Below are 15626 nucleotides of genomic sequence, written 5' to 3'. Positions count from 1 at the left end.
CTGCCGGTAGCTATTCGTCGGTTATATACCCAGCGAAAGATCGGGTGGCGGCGGCGTTAGCTCGACTCCTCGGTCTCGACTTCGGCGTCGTCGACGAACTCGGACTCGTCGGCGTCGGCGACCACGTCGTCGGCCGACTGAATGTCGGGCTCGGTGTCGCCGGACATGATCTTCTCGGCCTCCTCCTCCATCGCCTCGGTGTCGAGTTCGGCGGCCTCGTCGATCTGGCCGAGGATGTTCTCGATGTCGTCGAGCCCCAGCATCTCTCGGGTCTCCTCGTCGAAGTCCAGCGAGTTGAGGCTCTCCTTGGTCTTGGTGTCGCTCCCAGTCAGGTGCTGGCCGTAGCGGCCGACCAGCGAGGTGAGCTCCTGGGGCATGATGAACGTCGAGGAGTCGCCCTGCCCGATGTTCTCCAGCGTCTCCATCCCCTTGTCGATGATCGCGCGCTCGCCCATCGATTCGGCGGATTTCGCGCGGAGCACGGTCGAGATGGCGTCACCCTGCGCCTCGAGGATCTGGGACTGCTTCTCCCCCTGGGCGCGGATGATGTTGGACTGCTTCTCCCCCTCGGCCTCCTCGACGGCGGAGCGTCGCTCCCCCTGCGCCTCGAGGATCATGGCGCGGCGGCGGCGCTCGGCGGAGGTCTGCTGCTCCATCGCCTGCTGGACGTCCTTCGAGGGGTTGACCTCGCGGACCTCGACGGACTCGACGCGGATCCCCCACTCGTCGGTGGGCTCGTCGAGCTCCTTCCGGATCCGAGCGTTGATCTCCTGGCGCTTGTTCAGCGTGTCGTCGAGCTCCATGTCGCCCAGCACCGCACGGAGGGTCGTCTGGGCGAGGTTGGAGACGGCGGTCTTGTAGTCGTCGACTTCGAGGTACGCCTTCCGTGCGTCCATCACCTTGATGTAGACGACGGCGTCGGCGGTGACCGGGGAGTTGTCCCGCGTGATCGCCTCCTGGCGGGGCACGTCGAGCGTCTGCGTCCGCATGTCGAACGCGTGGGTCTGGGAGACAAAGGGCGGGATGAAGTTGATACCCGGCTCGAGGAGCTTGCGGTACTCCCCGAACACGGTGAGGGCTTTCTTCTCTGTCGCGTCGACGATCTCCACGGCCTGCCACACCGCGGCGATGACGACGAAGAGGAACAGCAGCCCGACGACGCCCGTGACGGCGCCGGCGAACTGCAGTGGTGCGAGTACCATAACCCGGGGTTGGGGTGTTGGTGGCTTAATAGTTTCCCGCGAAAAAACCACCAGGCGGCGGCGTCGGGCCGGCTCAGTTCGTCTCGGTCTCGCGCTCGGACTCCTCCTCGTCGTCTGAGGCCGCGTCCGGCCGGGAGGTCCAGCCGGAGTCGTCGCCGGTCGAGGCCTCGTCGGTCGACTGAGCGTCGTCGTCGCCTTCGGCGTCCTCGGCGACGTCGTCGGGGCGTTCCTCCGCGGCCTCCTTGCGGGCGTTCTCGGCGCGGGCGCGCTCGAGTTCGCGGTCGAGGCTCCCCTCGATCGTCCCCAGCGACTCGACGGTGACGACGTTGCCGCCGCCGGGGTCGACGACCATCACCTCCTCGCCCTCGGGGATCTCGCCCTCGATCGTGCGGGCGGAGTAGTACGGGTTGAAGCCGCCGTTGTCGATCTTCACCTCGCCCTCCCGCGGGGTGACCCGCGAGGTGACGCGGGCGGTCTGGCCCTTCAGGTCGCTCGAGGAGCTGGTCTGGGCCTGGCCCTTCCCGCCGTAGATGTCGAGTTCGCGGTAGCCGTACAGCGTGACGATCCCGATCAGGAGCACGAGCCCGGCGAGCACGAACGGCGTCGCCGCTGGGCCGAGCAGCAGGCCGACGAGCCCCGCCCCGAGCAGCGAGACGCCGACGACGACGAAGTGGGCACCCGGCGCCAACGCCTCCGCGATCGACAGCGCGATCCCCGCCGCGACCAGCAGCAGGGGGAGCGTCTCCGGGCCGAGCAGCCCTGACTGGAGCAGCATCGTGCTAGTCATAGACCCCGTGACGTATCAACGTTGGCTCCGTGCCACATCGACGCCCGGGCGCGAACGGTAAGAGAAGGCTTATTCGGCACGCGTGGGGAACTCGGCGGTATGAATCAGTTCGTCCGGGAGGTGAGGTGAGTGCCCAGCGTGGACCTCCCCTTCGGGCTCCCGGAGGTGGACTACGCCGAGTACTCGAACCGACAGCTGGTGGCGGTGCCGCTGGCGGTGCTGGCGGTGGCCCTCCTGATCATCGGCGGCGTCTGGCTCACGACCGGCGCGCCGGTCGATCCCGGCATGGAGTTCACCGGCGGCACCGAGATGCGGCTCCAGGTCGACGGACCGAACGCCGAGCAGCAGATCCGTGAGGCGTTCACGGCCGAACCGGCGGGGATCCAGCCGGTCGCCGGGAGCGACATCTACATCGTCAGCTTCGGCACGGAGGCGAACAGCGAACAGCTGGAGAGCCAGGCCGAGGACGCCGGCTTCGGCGTCGAGTCGATCGACTCAACGTCGCCCAGCTTCGGGAGCGAGGCACAGACCCAGGCGATCGGCGGCATCGCCGTCGCCTTCGCCGGGATGAGCGTGCTCGTGTTCGCGATGTTCCGGACGTTCGTGCCGAGCATCGCCGTCGTGGTGTCGGCGTTCTCCGACGTGGTGGTGCCGCTGGCGCTGATGAACGTGCTGGGGATCCAGCTCACGCTCGGCTCCGTCGCCGCGCTGCTGATGATCATCGGCTACTCCGTCGACTCCGACATCCTGCTCAACAACCACGTGCTCCGGCGGCAGGGGAGCTTCTACGAGTCGGCCTACCGCGCGATGGAGACCGGGATCACGATGACGCTGACCTCGATCGCCGCGATGATCGTGATGACGATCGTCGCGACCGCGTTCGGGATCGGGCTGCTCTCCTCGATCGGCCTCATCCTCGTCTTCGGCCTCGCGACCGACCTGCTGAACACCTACATGCTCAACATGTCGCTGCTCCGCTGGTGGAAGTTCGAGGGGGTGAACCGATAATGGCCGACGAAGGCGGCACGTGGGCCAGCGTCAAGGAGAACTGGCGGGTCGTACTGCTGGTCGTGATCGTGCTCGCGAGCGTGTTCGCGCTGTTCTCGCCGACGACGGCGCCGAGCACCAACACGCCGGGGTCGACGGCCAACGGGACGGCGGCGGACACCGGGATGACGAACCTGCAGTACGGCCTCGAGCTCTCCGGCGGCACGCGGATCCAGGCGCCGCTAGTCGGCGTCCACGCCACGGGCGTCGACGTCCCGGAGGGGACCGAGACGGCGACGCTGCGCTCCGAGGTCGCGGCCGGGCTCGAGAACGCGAGCGCACAGGACGTCGCCGTCCGCTACCCCGGCGAGTACGGCGACACCGTCCAGCAGACGACCGTCGTCGAGGTGCGGACGGAGAACGTCACCGCCGCACAGCTCGAAACCGCGCTGAACGAGGCCGGGTACGAGGCCGACGACACGTACAACCGCGTCTCTGACATCACCCAGCAGACGGCGGTCACGGTGCTCAGACAGAAGGTCAACGAGGCCGGCCTCTCCGGCGGGACCGTCCGGGTCGTCGGCGGCGACGTGATCGTCGTCGAGGTGCCCAACGCCAACCAGACCGCGGTGCGTGACCTGATCGAGTCCCGCGGCCAGGTGCTGATCCAGGCGTACCACCAGAACGAGAACGGGACGTACGTCCGGACCACCGTGATGGACTCCGAGGACCTCCGACAGGTCGGCAACGCCCGACAGATCGAGGGCGGGCAGGGCGCCGAGGTCGGCGTCGTCGTCAGGGACGACGCGGCCGAGGACGTCCAGCAGCGCTTCGTCGACACCGGCCTCGCACAGGAGGGCGGCACGGATCGGTGCGACCCGGAGAACCCCAACGAAAGCGCGCCCTGCCTCTTCCTCGTCCAAGACGGCCAGGTGGTACGCTCCTTCGGCGTCGACGAGGGGCTCGCCCGGCCGATGCGAAACGGTGAGTGGGCGGACGACCCGCAGTACCGCCTGACGACCGGCAACCTCTCGACGGCGCAGGAGGTCGCGATCAACCTCCGCGCCGGCGCGCTCCCGACCGAGCTCGACCTCGACCAGAACTCGATGCTGTACGTCGACCCCTCGCAGTCCGACCGGTTCAAGACCGACTCGCTGATCGCGGGGATCGCCGCGGTGCTCGCCGTGAGCGGCGTGGTGTTCGCCCGCTACCGGCGCGTCGAGGTCGCGGGGCCGATGATCGTCACCGCGCTCTCGGAGGTGGTGATCCTGATGGGCGCCGCCGCCGCGATCGGCTACCCGATCGACCTCTCGGTGATCGCCGGCTTCGTCGCCGCGATCGGGACCGGGGTTGACGACCTGATCATCATCGCCGACGAGGTGATGAGCGAGGGTGAAGTGACCAGCCAGCGCGTGTTCCAGAGCCGCTTCCGCAAGGCGTTCTGGGTGATCGGCGCCGCGGCGGCGACGACGATCTCGCGCTGTCGCCGCTGGCGGTGCTCTCGCTCGGCCAGCTCCGCGGGTTCGCGATCTTCACCATCCTCGGCGTGCTCGTCGGGGTGCTGGTGACGCGACCCGCCTACGGCGACATCCTGCGCTCGCTGCTGACCGGCGAGCACTGAGCCGCCGAACGCTTTTCTCGCCGCCGCTCGAACCTGAGCGCATGCCCTCCCCGCCCGACGAGTCGGACGACGAGGTCGATCCAGCGACCCAGCGAGCGATCCGCGAGGCGGTCCGCGCGGAGATCCGCGGCGCCGTCCGGGCGCTCGCCCAGCTCGGCGGCGGCCTGCTGCTGGGGTTCTTCGCGCTCCCGGCGCTCGCGGGCGTGCTGCTGGTGCTGGGGGCGCCGCTGGTCGTCGTCCTCGTCGCGTGGGTCGGCGCGCTGCTCGCGCTCGGCGCGTACGCCTGGGAGCTCCCGCCGTTCCGTTAGAAGTCGCTCAGCCCGGACTGTTCCGCGCTCGCGAGAACGTCCTCGCAGGTCGACCACGTCGCCCGCGCGCAGTCGGGGAGCTCGCCGTGCTCGTCGACGTAGTCGGCGAGGAACGTTCTCGTCGTCGGGTCCGAGGGGTAGCCGCTGCCCACCTCGCGGTCGTACTCCGCGTCGATCGCGGCCATCCGGCGGTCGCGCTCGACCTTCGCGACGACGCTCGCCGCCGAGACGACCGCGTGTCTCTCGTCGGCGCCGTGCTCGGCGGTGACCGCGACCTCGGTGCCGGACTCGGCCACCGCGTCCCGGAGCCGGCGGCCGAACCGCGACGCGTCGGTGTCGGCGGCGTCGGCGACCACGTCGTCGCCCCCCCGCCGCGACCGCGGCGACGGCGTCGGCCTGCGCGGCGACGCCCAGCGTGTTCATGTCGGTCTCGGGAGCGTCGATGCGTGCGGGCGAGACGGCTGCCGTGGCGACCGATATCTCGGGGTGCTCGCGGAGGGCAGCGGCGAGTTCCTCCCGGCGCGCGGCGGAGAGCTTCTTCGAGTCGTCGAGCCCCGACGGGAGATCGTCGGGGTCGGCTCTGACCGCGCCGGCGACCAGCGGGCCCAGCGCGGGGCCCTTCCCGGCCTCGTCGGCGCCGACGCGCATCAGTCCCGGAAGTACGACGCGTTCTCGAACGGTTCCGACTCGCCCTCGACCCGGAGCACGTCCAGCGCGGTCACCTCGGCGCCGACGTCGAGCAGGCCCGCGAGCGAGGGGGTGGTGCGACCCTCGTCGCTGGAGATTAGCTCCTTGATGTACAGCCCGCCGGCGCCGTGGATCTCGACGGTCGCGCTTCGGGCGTCCGCGAGCTCGCCCTCGATCTCGTACACGTCGCGGGTCCGGACCTTGCTCGCCCGGCGGTGGTCGACGCGGTTGGGCGTCTCCTGCTCGATCGTCGCGCCGTCGAGTTCCGCGAGCGCCTCAGTGAACGCCTCGGCGTCCACGTCCTCGTCGAACGCGATCTCGGCGCGGTAGCGCTTCGAGGCGTCGTGGCGCTTCACGCGCTCGACCATCTCGTGGGTCGCGAGCCGCAGCCCCTCGACCTCGACTTTCCCCTCGGCGAACGCGTTGATGTCCGACTGCAGGCGGTCGGTGTCGACGACGCGCCGGCGGGGCTCCTCGACCTCGATGACGAACGGCCGGCCGGTGCCGAGCATCCGGGCGTCGACGTCCTCGCGGCCGGCGCCGTGGAACGTCGCCCCCACGCCGTCCATCACGTCCTCGACGACGGGCGCGGTGAGCTGTTCGACGCTCTCGGGGTAGCGGTAGCCGAGCCCGTCACACTCCTCGCAGGGCTCCCGGCCCTGTCGCCCGCTGCCGTTGCAGGCCGAGCAGGGCCACTTCGTCTGCGGGATCCCCCGCTCCAGCTTCCGGTAGCGGCCGTAGACGAACGCGGAGTTCACCTGCGCCTCGACGGCGTCGTCCTCGAGGTCGAGCAGGAACTGCACGTCCGGGCGCTCGAAGTCGACCTCGGTGTCGGTGAGCCGGCCGACGCGCTTGCCGACCTCGCGGTTGAACTCGCTCTTGAACCGCTCGCCGGCGTCGGTGTCGAGCCCGGCGTCCTCCCGGAGCATGCGCTCGTTCTCCTCGATCAGCGCCGGCGGGCGGGTGCCGACCTGGTAGCTCTCGAACTCCACGTCCTCGACCGCGGCGGCGGCGCGCTCGGCCCACTCGTCGAACTCGCCACAGCGGCCCTCGCAGACCCAGCAGCCGTCGGGGTCGACGTACTCCGGCGGCTCGTCGTCCTCGAGGCCGACGACGGTGCGCAGCGCCCGCCCCCGGTCGCGGTTGGTGAGGCCGTGGCTCCGGTCGGCGAACACGCGGCCCAGACAGGCGTCGCAGACCCCGTCGACCGCGAGCACGGCGCGGGCGTCCTCCAGTACGCTCATGGCGGGAGTCGGGGGCGGAACGGGTAACTACCTTGCCCTTCCCCGGCGGCGCGGCTGGTGGGTCGAAGAATCGAGGCCGCGTCGGCGGCCCCGTAGACGGAGGGCTCGTTCGCCGGCGGGGACGAGTGCCGGCGGCGAGTGGTTGAGGCGGCGGTTGGTCACGTGCCGTAGTTGGCTATACACAGTCACGGCGTAGGTTCCGTAACCGCCGCACGGAGGCGGCGGTTGGTCACGCGCCGTTGTTGGCTACGCACAGTCACGGCATCAAGTTCCGTCGCGGCGACACGGAGGTCGCCGCAGGTCACGCGCCGTGACTGGCTAGGGCGGCCCCGTGCGTAACTCTACCTCGACCTCGCTGACGCCGAAGCGGTCCTCCAGCCGGGCGGCCGTCTCGGCGCCGTCGTCGACGACGAGCGACGCCGAGACCGTGACCGTCAGGTCGTTCAGGCCGGGCCGGATGCCCTGCAGGTCGACCTCCTCGACCGCGTCGACGCCGTCGGCGCCGCCGAGGCGGTCGCGGACGCCGGTCTCGAGGTCGCCGGCGGCGTTGCGCGGGACGCTGACTGTACAGTCCACGCCGACGGGCTGGCGGCGAACCGCCGACCCGTCGGAGCTTTTGGTGCTCATCGCATGCTCCCACCACGACTCGAACGTGCTGGGGGGACCAGCTCCCGTGGGAGTTGGCCCACAGCGTGAACAGACGGCTCCAGGAGAGTGCAGGTTCGCACCGACCGGGCCGCCGTGAACGGATTCACGCTGCGAGCCGACCGGAACGAACCTGCGGACGTACGGATGCAATAATCCCGACGTACCCGAACCGGTCCGCTCCGGTAGACCCGAGCGCAGAGCTATTGAGCCCTGCGAGCATCGGGAGGGATGTCGGGAGGCGCATCGTTCGACCTGTCAGTTGCTCTGACGCGGTGGCACTTAACTCTACTCCGGGGGTGTTAATCCCTCGCACGGCGAGACGCCAGCCCCGCGCCGCGGCCGGGCGTGCTTCGAACCGAAATCATTTGTCCCACCGCTGCTACTCGCGAGTATGCGAGCCATCCGGAACGGGGTCGTGCACACCCAGACCGAACGCGGAACAGTCGAGGGCGACGTACTGATCGAGGGCGGGGAGATCGTCGACGTGGGCGACGTCGACGTGCCGGCCGACGCAGAGGAGATCGACGTCGACGGCGCCCACGTCACGCCGGGGCTCGTCGACGCCCACTCCCACGCCGGGATGGCGGAGTGGGGCGAGCCCGAGGACGGCGACTTCAACGAGGGCACGTCGGCGACGACGCCACACGTCAACGCGCTCGACGGGTTCCACCCGCGCGACGAGGAGCTCAAACACGCGTTCCAGAACGGGGTCACCAGCGTCTCCAGCCGCATGGGCAGCGGCAACGTCATCGGCGGCGTGATCGTCTCGATGAAGACCTACGGCGACCGCGCCGACGAGATGCTGATCAGGGAGGACGGGATGAAGGCCGCGATGGGCGAGAACCCCAAGCGGTTCCACGGCGAGCGCGAGGGGCGCCAGCCCTCCACCCGGCCGGGCGTCGCCGCCACGCTCCGCGAGCAGTTCATGGCCGCCGAGGACTACCTCGACCGGAAGGCCAACGCCGACGAGGACGACGAGTTCGAGCGCGACCTCGGGATGGAGAACCTCTCGCGGGTGCTCACCGGCGACCTCCCGCTCCGAGTCCACGCCCACCGCGCCGACGACATCCGGACCGTGTTCCGGATCGCCGACGAGTTCGGCATCGACGATCTCTCGATCGAGCACGCGACCGAGGGCCACGTGATGGCCGAGGAGTTCGTCGAGCGCGACGTGCCGGCCGTCGTCGGCCCGTCGATCTCCTCGGCGACGAAGTACGAGCTCCGCAACATCACCTTCGAGACGCCGGGGATCCTCCACGACGCCGGCGTGAAAGTCGCGATCCAGACCGACGCGCCGATCCTGCCCCAGCAGCATCTCGACGTCTGCGTCGGGCTCGCGGTTCGCGAGGGGTTCCCGCCGGAGGCCGCCCTCGACGCCGTGACGGTCAACGCCGCGGAGATCCTGGGCATCGAGGACCGCGTCGGCACGCTCGAGCCGGGCACCGACGCCGACGTGGCGGTCTGGGACGGCGAGTTCTGGCGGGTCGACAGCCGGACCCAGCACGTGTTCGTCGACGGCGAGCACGTGTTCGATCGCGAGGCCGACGCGACGGACCCGCGCGAGGAGTACGCCTGGTAGCGCGACCGTGCAGCTCCCCACCCTCACGAGCCCCGCGATCGACGACGAGGAGCCCAGCGTGCCGGTCGTCGTCGGCGCGGTGATCGCCGGCGTGTTCTTCGGCGGCGTCGGCGGCGGCGTCGCGTTCCCCACGCTGCCGGCGCTGGGGACGGTGCTCGGCATCTCCGCGTTCGTCGTCGGGCTGATCCTCTCGGTCAACCGGTTCACGCGCCTGCTGCTGAACACGCCGGCGGGGCAGGTGCTCGACCGCCTCGGCACCCGCCGCCCGATGCTGCTCGGCCTGCTCGTGCAGGGGATGGTGCCGTTCGGCTACGTGATCGCGCTCGATCCGGGGCCGATCCCGCTGTCCAGCGCCGCGATCTTCTTCCTCTCGCGGGCGCTGTGGGGCGTCGGCTCGGCGTTCGTGTTCGTCGGCGCGTTCTCCACCGTCACCCACGTCACGACCGCGAAGAACCGCGGGAAGTGGGTGGGGTACATGCGCGGCGGGCAGAGCCTCGGCTTCCCCGCGGGGCTGGTCCTCGGTGGGATCCTGACGGATCTCTACGGCTACAGCGAGGCGTTCGCCGTCGCCGGCGGGCTGGGGCTGTTCGCGGCGTTCGTCGCGTTCGTCGTCCTCCCCAACGTCGAGGGGAGCGCGTCGGCGACGACGCGCCTGCGCGACCTCCCGGCGGTCGTTCGCGCCGACGCCCGGGTGCTCGGCATCGGCGCCACGAACTTCGCGGTGCGCCTGCTGTACGCGGGGATTCTGCTCTCGACGGTCGTGCTGTACACCCGGGAGTTCGACATCGGGCTCGGCGCCCTGGCGTCGACGGGCGTCAGCGGGATCGTGATGGCGATCTCCGTGCTCGCGATGTCGGTGACGACGCTCGTGGTCGGGCGCCTCTCCGACACGCTGCCCTCGCGGACGTACACCGTGATCCCGGCGCTGGGGCTGCTCGCGGCCGGCTTCGCGCTGCTCGCGCTCGTCCCCAGCGTCGAGAGCACGGTCGTCGGTGTCGCGCTCGTGGGGATCGGCGTCGGCGGCACGGGGCCGCCGCTGATGGCGTACCTCGGCGACATCGCCCCCGGCGGCGACGTGGGGAAGCTCGGCGGCGTCTACAACGTGTTCGGCGACCTCGGCTCGACGATCGGGCCGCTCGTGGCGCTACCGGTCGCCTCCGTCGTCGGCATGCAGGTCGAGTACCTCGTCTGTGCCGGCCTCGCCGTGCTGACGGCGGCGATGGTGCTCGCGACGCTCGACGGCGACCCCGAGACGATCCGGTCGCCCGAGGTCGTCCCGAACGACTAACGAGATTTTTTACCGGAAGCCGCCCCCAGTTCGACCAGAGCGATGAGCGACCCCGTCCCCGCGATGGCCGACCGCGCCGACGCCTGCGCCGAGCGGGTGCTGGCCGCCGACTCCGTGGTGTTGGCCTCCCACATCGACGCCGACGGCCTCACCAGCGGCGCCATCGCCGCCACCGCGCTGGAGCGGGCGGGGATCCCCTTCGAGACGACGTTCGAGAAGCAGCTGGACGCCGACGCGATCGAGCGCATCGCCGCGACCGACCACGAGGTCGCGCTGTTCACGGACTTCGGCAGCGGTCAGCTCGACGAGATCCTCCCCCACCACCGCGCCGGCGCGTTCGACGCCGTCGTCGCCGACCACCACCAGCCGGCGACCGCAGAAGAGGGTGCGGAGCCGCCCGAGATCGAGCACCACCTCAACCCGCTTCTGTTCGGGATCGACGGCGCGTCGGAGCTCTCCGGCGCGGGGGCGACGTACGTGCTCGCCCGCGCGATGGAGCGCGAGGGCGTCGACAACCGCGATCTCGCGGCGCTGGCGGTCGTCGGCGCCGTCGGCGACATGCAGGACACCGACGGCGGGCTGCTGGGCGCCAACGAGGGGATCGTCGCCGAGGGCGTCGACGCCGGCGCCATCGAGGAGGTGACGGACATCTCGCTGTACGGCCGGCAGACCCGCCCCCTCCCGAAGCTGCTCGAGTACGCGAGCGAGCTCCGGATCCCCGGGATCTCCGGCGACGAGGAGGGTGCGATCCGCTTCCTCTCGGAGCTGGACATCGACCTCAAAGTCGACGGCGACTGGCGGCGCTGGGTGGATCTCTCCTTCGAGGAGAGACAGACCGTCGCCAGCGCGCTGATGCAGCACGCCATCTCGCGGGGCGTCCCCCCGGAGCGCGTCAACGGCGTGACGACGACGACGTACACGCTCTCGGCGGAGGAGGTCGGCACCGAGCTCCGGGACGTGAGCGAGTTCTCGACGGTGCTGAACGCGACCGCCCGCTACGAACGGGCAGACGTGGGGCTGGCAGTGTGTTTGGGCTACCGCGGCGAGGCGCTCGAGGAGGCGCGGACGCTGCTCCGCACCCACCGCCGGAACCTCTCGGAGGGGCTGGAGTGGGTGAAGACCGAGGGCGTCGAGCAGGCCGACAACCTCCAGTGGTTCGACGCCGGCACCCGGATCCGCGAGACCATCGTCGGCATCATCGCCGGGATGGCGCTGGGCGCGGAGGGCGTCCGGCGCGATCAGCCGATCGTCGCGTTCGCCCAGGAGAACGACGAGGAGCTCAAAGTGTCGGCGCGGGGGAGCGGGTTCCTCGTTCGCGACGGGCTGGATCTCTCGGTCGTGATGTCGGAGGCCGCGGCAGCGGTCGGCGGGGGCGGCGGCGGCCACGACGTGGCGGCGGGGGCGACGATCCCCCGGGAGAAACGGGACGCGTTCGTCGAGGAGGCCGACCGGATCGTCGGCGATCAGGTGGACTAGACGCCGATATCCTCGAACAGCCGGCGGTAGTCCTGGGTGTCGAACTGCTCGGTGAGCCGTTCGAGTTCGGCGTCCAGTTCCGCCAGCTCGTCGGTCAGCTCCTGGTAGCGCTCGCTGCGCTCCAGCGCCTCACGGGGTTTCTCCGCCTCGAGCGTCGCCCGCTTGGAGGCCAGCGCCGCCGTTCGCTGGAGCCGGTCGTCGTACTCGCTCCGGCTGCCGAGGCGGTCGACGGCGTCGACGAGTTCGCGCTGGGAGAGTGGCTTGAGCACGTAGAGGTCGAACCCCATCTCCACGATGTCGAAGTCGGGCTCGACCGCGGTCACCATCCCGACCCGGATGTCGAGCTCGCGGTCCCGGATCGTCGCCAGCAGCTCCTCGCCGTGGCCGTCCGGGAGCCGCCGGTCCAGCAGCGCGATGTCGTACGCGGCGGAGAGGCGGTCGCGCCGGCGCCGACGCTGTTCGCGACGTCGACGTCGTACCCCTCCGCCTCGACGGTGTTGCGGTAGAGTTCGGCCACGTCGGGCTCGTCCTCCACGATCAACACCCGGGCCGCGTCCCCCCGCTCGTCGGTTCGGCCTGTCTGCCCCGAATCGGACCCCGCCTCGCTCATGGTGGCTACAGTTCGGCCGCCAACAGTTAACTGTACCGTCACCACGGTTCGGCGAGCCCGCGCCGCCCTCCAGGCGGTTTCGGGGCAGATCGCCCCCGGGACCGCCGGGAGAACGGTGACCGACCCGGTGGGCTTAATTCCCCCCGCGCCGCTACGTCACGCTACTCATGGTCGACGTTACCGAGACCGGGGTCGACGGTCTCGACGCGATTCTCAACGGCGGTATCGTCGATGACTCGACGGTGTTGGTCAGCGGGAACCCCGGAACCGGGAAGAGCATCTTCGGCATCCAGTACCTGTACAACGGCGTCAGGGAGTTCGACGAGCGGGGGATCTACATCTCCTTCGAGGAGAACGCCGAGGACATCCAGCAGGCCGCGGAGTCGGTCGGCTTCGAGGAGTGGGGCGAGCTCGTCGACGACGGCGACATCAAGGTGTACGACAAGTCGACGATGCTCCGGGAGGAGGACTTCAACACCGCGATCGACCGCCTGCTCCAGGATTTCGCCGGCACCACGTACGACCGGCTGGTGCTCGACTCGCTGACGATGTTCAGCCTCTTCTTCGACGACGAGACCGAGAAGCGCACCTACCTGCTGAAGTTCTCGGACATCCTCAAGAAGAACGGGCTCACCTCGCTGCTGATCAACGAGCAGGGGGCGGTGTTCCCCGAGACCGAGATCGGGCTGGAGAACTTCCTCACCGACGGCAACATCTACTTCATCCAGACGCCGACGGACAACGGCGTGAACCGCTACATCTGGGTCGCGAAGATGCGCAAACAGGACATCAACACCGACATCTTCCCGATGGAGATCGGCCAGGGCGGGATCACGGTGTACGAGCGGGCCGGCGGCTTCTCGATGATGGGCAGCGAGGAGCGGCCGGGGTTCTAGCTCTGCCCCTGGGACATCCGGCGCCACACCTCGTCGAGCTTGTTGGTCACGTCCGAGCGCTGCTCGAGTTCGACGCTGAGCCCCTCACGGAAGTCGATCGAGATCTCGTCGATGCAGCGACGGTACACCTTGATGCGGCGGTGCTCCTCCGACAGCGGGCGGTCGTGTAGCTCCAGCAGGTCCGCCTCGGTCAGCTCGTCGATGCGGCGGTAGCAGGTCGCGATCGGCACGTCGAGCTGGTCCGAGAGCTCCTGTGCGGATTTCGGCTCGCTCGCCGCTTCGAGGATCTCCGGGTTGTACTTGTTCCCGAGCACCTCGAGGATCTCGTCCGAGGCCATTCGTTATCGCAGATGAGACGGTGTTCCAAAAACGTACCGCCACACTGGACCGTCGGCGACCGGCCAGAATCAGTTCCGATAACGGCTACTCTTCGGTGATCGTGCGCTCCTTCTCGTCGAGCTCGCCGCGGTACAGCTTCGCGCCGTCCTGGGCGACCTGTCGGGCCAGCACGGCACACTTGATCCGCATCGGCGAGATCTCGACGCCGAGCATCTCGGTGATGTCGTCGGTGTCCATCGCCTGCAGCTCCTCGATACTGTTGCCGGGCAGCTCCTTCGTCAGCAGCGACGCCGCGGCCTGGGAGATGGCGCAGCCGTCGCCGGTGAAGGAGACCTCCTCGATGGTCTCGTCGTCGTCGGCCAGCTTCACGTCGACCTTGATCGTGTCGCCACAGGAGGGGTTCTCGCCCACGTGCGAGAAGTCCGGCTCCTGCATCTCCCCGTAGTTGCGCGGGTTCTTGTAGTGATCGAGGATCTGCTGGCGGTACATGTCCGAGCCACTCATGGCTCGAAACAGGCGGTTTCACCGGAAAAGGGTTCCGGGCCCGCACCCGGGCGTCACTGGCGCCCCGACGCCGGGTTAGGCGAACAGTTCCCGCGCCGTGTCGACGGCGTCGATCAGCTCGTCGATCTCCTCGCGGGTGTTGTAGAGGTAGAACGAGGCGCGCGTGGAGGCGGGCACGCCCAGCACGTCGTGGAGCGGCTGGGTGCAGTGGTCGCCCGCCCGGACCGCGACGCCGTGGTCGTCGAGGATCGAGGAGAGGTCGTGGGCGTGGACGCCGTCGAGGTTGAACCCGACTAACCCGCCGCGGCCTCGCGAGGGCCGTAGATCTCGATATCGTCGAACTCCGAGAGCCGGTCGTAGGCGTAGCGCGCGAGTTCGGACTCGTGGCGTTCGATGGCGTCCATCCCCACGTCCTCGAGGTAGTCGATCGCCGCGGTGAGACCGACGGCCTCGGCGATCGGCGGCGTGCCGGCCTCGAACTTCCAGGGCAGGTCCTCCCACGTCGCCCCTTCGAACTCGACGCGGCGGATCATCGCGCCGCCGACGAGGAACGGCGGCAGCTCCTCGAGCAGCCGCTCCTTCCCGTACAGCACGCCGATCCCCGTCGGGCCGAGCATCTTGTGGCCCGAGAAGGCGTAGAAGTCGGCGTCGATGGCGCCCACGTCGACGGGGCGGGTAGGGACCGCCTGCGCGCCGTCGACGAAGGAGAGCGCGCCGTGCTCGTGGGCGATCTCGGTGATCTCCGCCACGGGGTTGACCGTGCCGAGCGTGTTCGAGACGTGGACCGCGCTGACCATCGCGGTGTCGTCGTCGACTTTCGCTCGGAGGTCGTCCATGTCGAGGCGGCCGTCGTCGTCGATCTCGACGTAGCGGAGCTCCGCGCCCTGCTTCTCACAGAGCTGCTGCCACGTCACCAGCGAGGCGTGGTGCTCCATCTGCGTGGTGACGACGTTCTCCCCGGGTTCGAGTTCGGTCAGCCCCCAGGTGTAGGCGATCAGGTTGAACGCCTCGGTGGTGTTCTTGGTGAACACGATCTCCTCGCGGCCGTCGGCGCCGACGAACTCGGCGACGCGGTCGTGGGCCTCCTCGTAGGCGACCGACGCCTCCTGGCTCAGGCTGTGGATGCCGCGGTGGACGTTGGAGTTGTACTCGTAGTAGTACTCGGTCATCGCCTCGACGACCTGCCGCGGCGTGTGGCTGGTCGCGGCGTTGTCGAGGTAGTACAGCGGCGTGTCGTCCTCCGCGTCGGGGCCGGGGACGGTCACGTCGCCCCCGATCTGCCGGTCGAGGATCGGGAAGTCCTCCCGGATCGCCTCGACGTCGAGGCCGGCGGCGTCGGATACAGGCATTACTGGAACCAGGGGCTGGAGAAGTAACACCCCTTCGGTAGGGGGTGGGACGCTGTCACACCGGCCGAACCGCGCCGCAGCGGGCGATTCCTGCCGGCGAT

General features: G+C 69.6%; 14 protein-coding genes and 3 pseudogenes. 7 read left to right on the top strand and 10 right to left on the bottom strand.

Annotated elements, in window-relative coordinates; all coding sequences use genetic code 11:
* Positions 1 to 56: 56 nt before the first annotated feature.
* Together ACP95_RS02395 and ACP95_RS02390 are read right to left on the bottom strand one after the other, a co-directional pair.
* Positions 57 to 1202 carry an SPFH domain-containing protein gene (locus ACP95_RS02395; protein WP_049979674.1) on the bottom strand — a complete coding sequence of 382 codons (1146 nt, stop codon included), beginning with the start codon at positions 1200 to 1202 and terminating at the stop codon, positions 57 to 59.
* 73 nt (positions 1203 to 1275) lie between these two features.
* The gene (locus tag ACP95_RS02390; RefSeq protein WP_154018421.1) at positions 1276 to 1977 is read right to left on the bottom strand and encodes an NfeD family protein; all 702 of its coding nucleotides are present in this window, start codon (positions 1975 to 1977) and stop codon (positions 1276 to 1278) included.
* A 150-nt stretch (positions 1978 to 2127) separates the two neighbouring features.
* Here ACP95_RS02390 and secF point away from each other — a divergent pair, with 150 nt between their 5' ends.
* The 3 genes and pseudogenes from secF to ACP95_RS02375 all read left to right on the top strand — a co-directional run bounded on the left by secF (position 2128) and on the right by ACP95_RS02375 (position 4905).
* A complete protein-coding gene (gene secF / locus ACP95_RS02385; protein ID WP_049979672.1) occupies positions 2128 to 2997 on the top strand; it encodes a protein translocase subunit SecF in 870 nt (289 codons plus the stop codon).
* Positions 2997 to 4597 (top strand): annotated as a pseudogene (locus tag ACP95_RS02380) (preprotein translocase subunit SecD). Before secF ends, ACP95_RS02380 begins: the two are co-directional and overlap by 1 nt.
* Positions 4598 to 4638: 41 nt before the next feature.
* The gene (locus ACP95_RS02375) at positions 4639 to 4905 is read left to right on the top strand and encodes a hypothetical protein (RefSeq protein WP_049979671.1); all 267 of its coding nucleotides are present in this window, start codon (positions 4639 to 4641) and stop codon (positions 4903 to 4905) included.
* On the opposite strand, the pseudogene rnhB reads toward ACP95_RS02375, so the two are convergent.
* The 3 genes and pseudogenes from rnhB to ACP95_RS15120 form a co-directional block, all read right to left on the bottom strand.
* Positions 4902 to 5553, bottom strand: a pseudogene (gene rnhB, locus ACP95_RS02370) (ribonuclease HII). The gene ACP95_RS02375 and the pseudogene rnhB sit on opposite strands and share 4 nt — an antisense overlap.
* Positions 5553 to 6836, bottom strand: coding sequence for a tRNA pseudouridine(54/55) synthase Pus10 (locus ACP95_RS02365; protein ID WP_049979670.1), 1284 nt, complete (start codon positions 6834 to 6836; stop codon positions 5553 to 5555). Before ACP95_RS02365 ends, rnhB begins: the two are co-directional and overlap by 1 nt.
* 318 nt (positions 6837 to 7154) lie before the next feature.
* Entirely contained in the window at positions 7155 to 7463 is a 309-nt protein-coding gene (locus tag ACP95_RS15120) for a hypothetical protein (RefSeq protein ID WP_082224543.1), read from the bottom strand.
* Positions 7464 to 7875: 412 nt separating this feature from the next.
* On the opposite strand from ACP95_RS15120, the gene ACP95_RS02355 reads away from it, so the two are divergent.
* The 3 genes from ACP95_RS02355 to ACP95_RS02345 are packed head-to-tail and all read left to right on the top strand — an operon-like array spanning position 7876 to position 11827.
* Positions 7876 to 9063, top strand: a complete 1188-nt coding sequence (locus ACP95_RS02355) for an amidohydrolase family protein (protein WP_049979669.1) — start codon at positions 7876 to 7878, stop codon at positions 9061 to 9063.
* A 7-nt stretch (positions 9064 to 9070) separates the two neighbouring features.
* Complete coding sequence (locus tag ACP95_RS02350; RefSeq protein ID WP_082224542.1) at positions 9071 to 10351, top strand: MFS transporter; 1281 nt, start codon at positions 9071 to 9073, stop codon at positions 10349 to 10351.
* A gap of 42 nt (positions 10352 to 10393) precedes the next feature.
* Positions 10394 to 11827 carry a DHH family phosphoesterase gene (locus ACP95_RS02345; protein ID WP_049979668.1) on the top strand — a complete coding sequence of 478 codons (1434 nt, stop codon included), beginning with the start codon at positions 10394 to 10396 and terminating at the stop codon, positions 11825 to 11827.
* On the opposite strand, the gene ACP95_RS16250 is transcribed toward ACP95_RS02345, so the two are convergent.
* On the bottom strand, positions 11824 to 12195 hold the full coding sequence (locus ACP95_RS16250) for a HalX domain-containing protein (RefSeq protein ID WP_237560387.1): 372 nt from the start codon (positions 12193 to 12195) through the stop codon (positions 11824 to 11826). The genes ACP95_RS02345 and ACP95_RS16250 overlap by 4 nt on opposite strands.
* On the bottom strand, positions 12147 to 12437 hold the full coding sequence (locus tag ACP95_RS16245) for a hypothetical protein (protein ID WP_237560383.1): 291 nt from the start codon (positions 12435 to 12437) through the stop codon (positions 12147 to 12149). The genes ACP95_RS16250 and ACP95_RS16245 overlap by 49 nt, the downstream gene beginning before the upstream one ends.
* A gap of 167 nt (positions 12438 to 12604) precedes the next feature.
* On the opposite strand from ACP95_RS16245, the gene ACP95_RS02335 reads away from it, so the two are divergent.
* A complete protein-coding gene (locus ACP95_RS02335) occupies positions 12605 to 13333 on the top strand; it encodes an RAD55 family ATPase (RefSeq protein ID WP_049979667.1) in 729 nt (242 codons plus the stop codon).
* Here ACP95_RS02335 and ACP95_RS02330 read toward each other — a convergent pair.
* From ACP95_RS02330 to ACP95_RS02320, 3 genes and pseudogenes are all read right to left on the bottom strand, one after another.
* Positions 13330 to 13671, bottom strand: coding sequence for an ArsR/SmtB family transcription factor (locus ACP95_RS02330; RefSeq protein ID WP_049979666.1), 342 nt, complete (start codon positions 13669 to 13671; stop codon positions 13330 to 13332). The genes ACP95_RS02335 and ACP95_RS02330 overlap by 4 nt on opposite strands.
* An 85-nt stretch (positions 13672 to 13756) precedes the next feature.
* On the bottom strand, positions 13757 to 14176 hold the full coding sequence (gene sufU, locus ACP95_RS02325) for a Fe-S cluster assembly sulfur transfer protein SufU (protein WP_049979665.1): 420 nt from the start codon (positions 14174 to 14176) through the stop codon (positions 13757 to 13759).
* A gap of 75 nt (positions 14177 to 14251) precedes the next feature.
* Positions 14252 to 15525: pseudogene (locus ACP95_RS02320) on the bottom strand (aminotransferase class V-fold PLP-dependent enzyme).
* Between the last annotated feature and the right edge of the window lie 101 nt (positions 15526 to 15626).

It is taken from the genome of Halolamina rubra, from assembly GCF_000739555.1.
Taxonomy (GTDB): Archaea; Halobacteriota; Halobacteria; order Halobacteriales; family Haloferacaceae; genus Halolamina; species Halolamina rubra.
The sequence above is the reverse complement of the archived record's forward strand: the minus strand, read 5'-3'. Positions and strand labels throughout refer to the sequence as shown.

What these genes read in the sequence shown, in the direction of transcription:
- ACP95_RS02395 (WP_049979674.1), bottom strand. Translation starts at nt 1,202, where the DNA reads ATGGTACTCGCACCACTGCAGTTCGCCGGCGCCGTCACGGGCGTCGTC.
- ACP95_RS02390 (WP_154018421.1), bottom strand. Translation starts at nt 1,977, where the DNA reads ATGCTGCTCCAGTCAGGGCTGCTCGGCCCGGAGACGCTCCCCCTGCTG.
- ACP95_RS02375 (WP_049979671.1), top strand. Translation starts at nt 4,639, where the DNA reads ATGCCCTCCCCGCCCGACGAGTCGGACGACGAGGTCGATCCAGCGACC.
- ACP95_RS02365 (WP_049979670.1), bottom strand. Translation starts at nt 6,836, where the DNA reads ATGAGCGTACTGGAGGACGCCCGCGCCGTGCTCGCGGTCGACGGGGTC.
- ACP95_RS15120 (WP_082224543.1), bottom strand. Translation starts at nt 7,463, where the DNA reads ATGAGCACCAAAAGCTCCGACGGGTCGGCGGTTCGCCGCCAGCCCGTC.
- ACP95_RS02355 (WP_049979669.1), top strand. Translation starts at nt 7,876, where the DNA reads ATGCGAGCCATCCGGAACGGGGTCGTGCACACCCAGACCGAACGCGGA.
- ACP95_RS02345 (WP_049979668.1), top strand. Translation starts at nt 10,394, where the DNA reads ATGAGCGACCCCGTCCCCGCGATGGCCGACCGCGCCGACGCCTGCGCC.
- ACP95_RS16245 (WP_237560383.1), bottom strand. Translation starts at nt 12,437, where the DNA reads ATGAGCGAGGCGGGGTCCGATTCGGGGCAGACAGGCCGAACCGACGAG.
- ACP95_RS02335 (WP_049979667.1), top strand. Translation starts at nt 12,605, where the DNA reads ATGGTCGACGTTACCGAGACCGGGGTCGACGGTCTCGACGCGATTCTC.
- ACP95_RS02330 (WP_049979666.1), bottom strand. Translation starts at nt 13,671, where the DNA reads ATGGCCTCGGACGAGATCCTCGAGGTGCTCGGGAACAAGTACAACCCG.
- sufU (WP_049979665.1), bottom strand. Translation starts at nt 14,176, where the DNA reads ATGAGTGGCTCGGACATGTACCGCCAGCAGATCCTCGATCACTACAAG.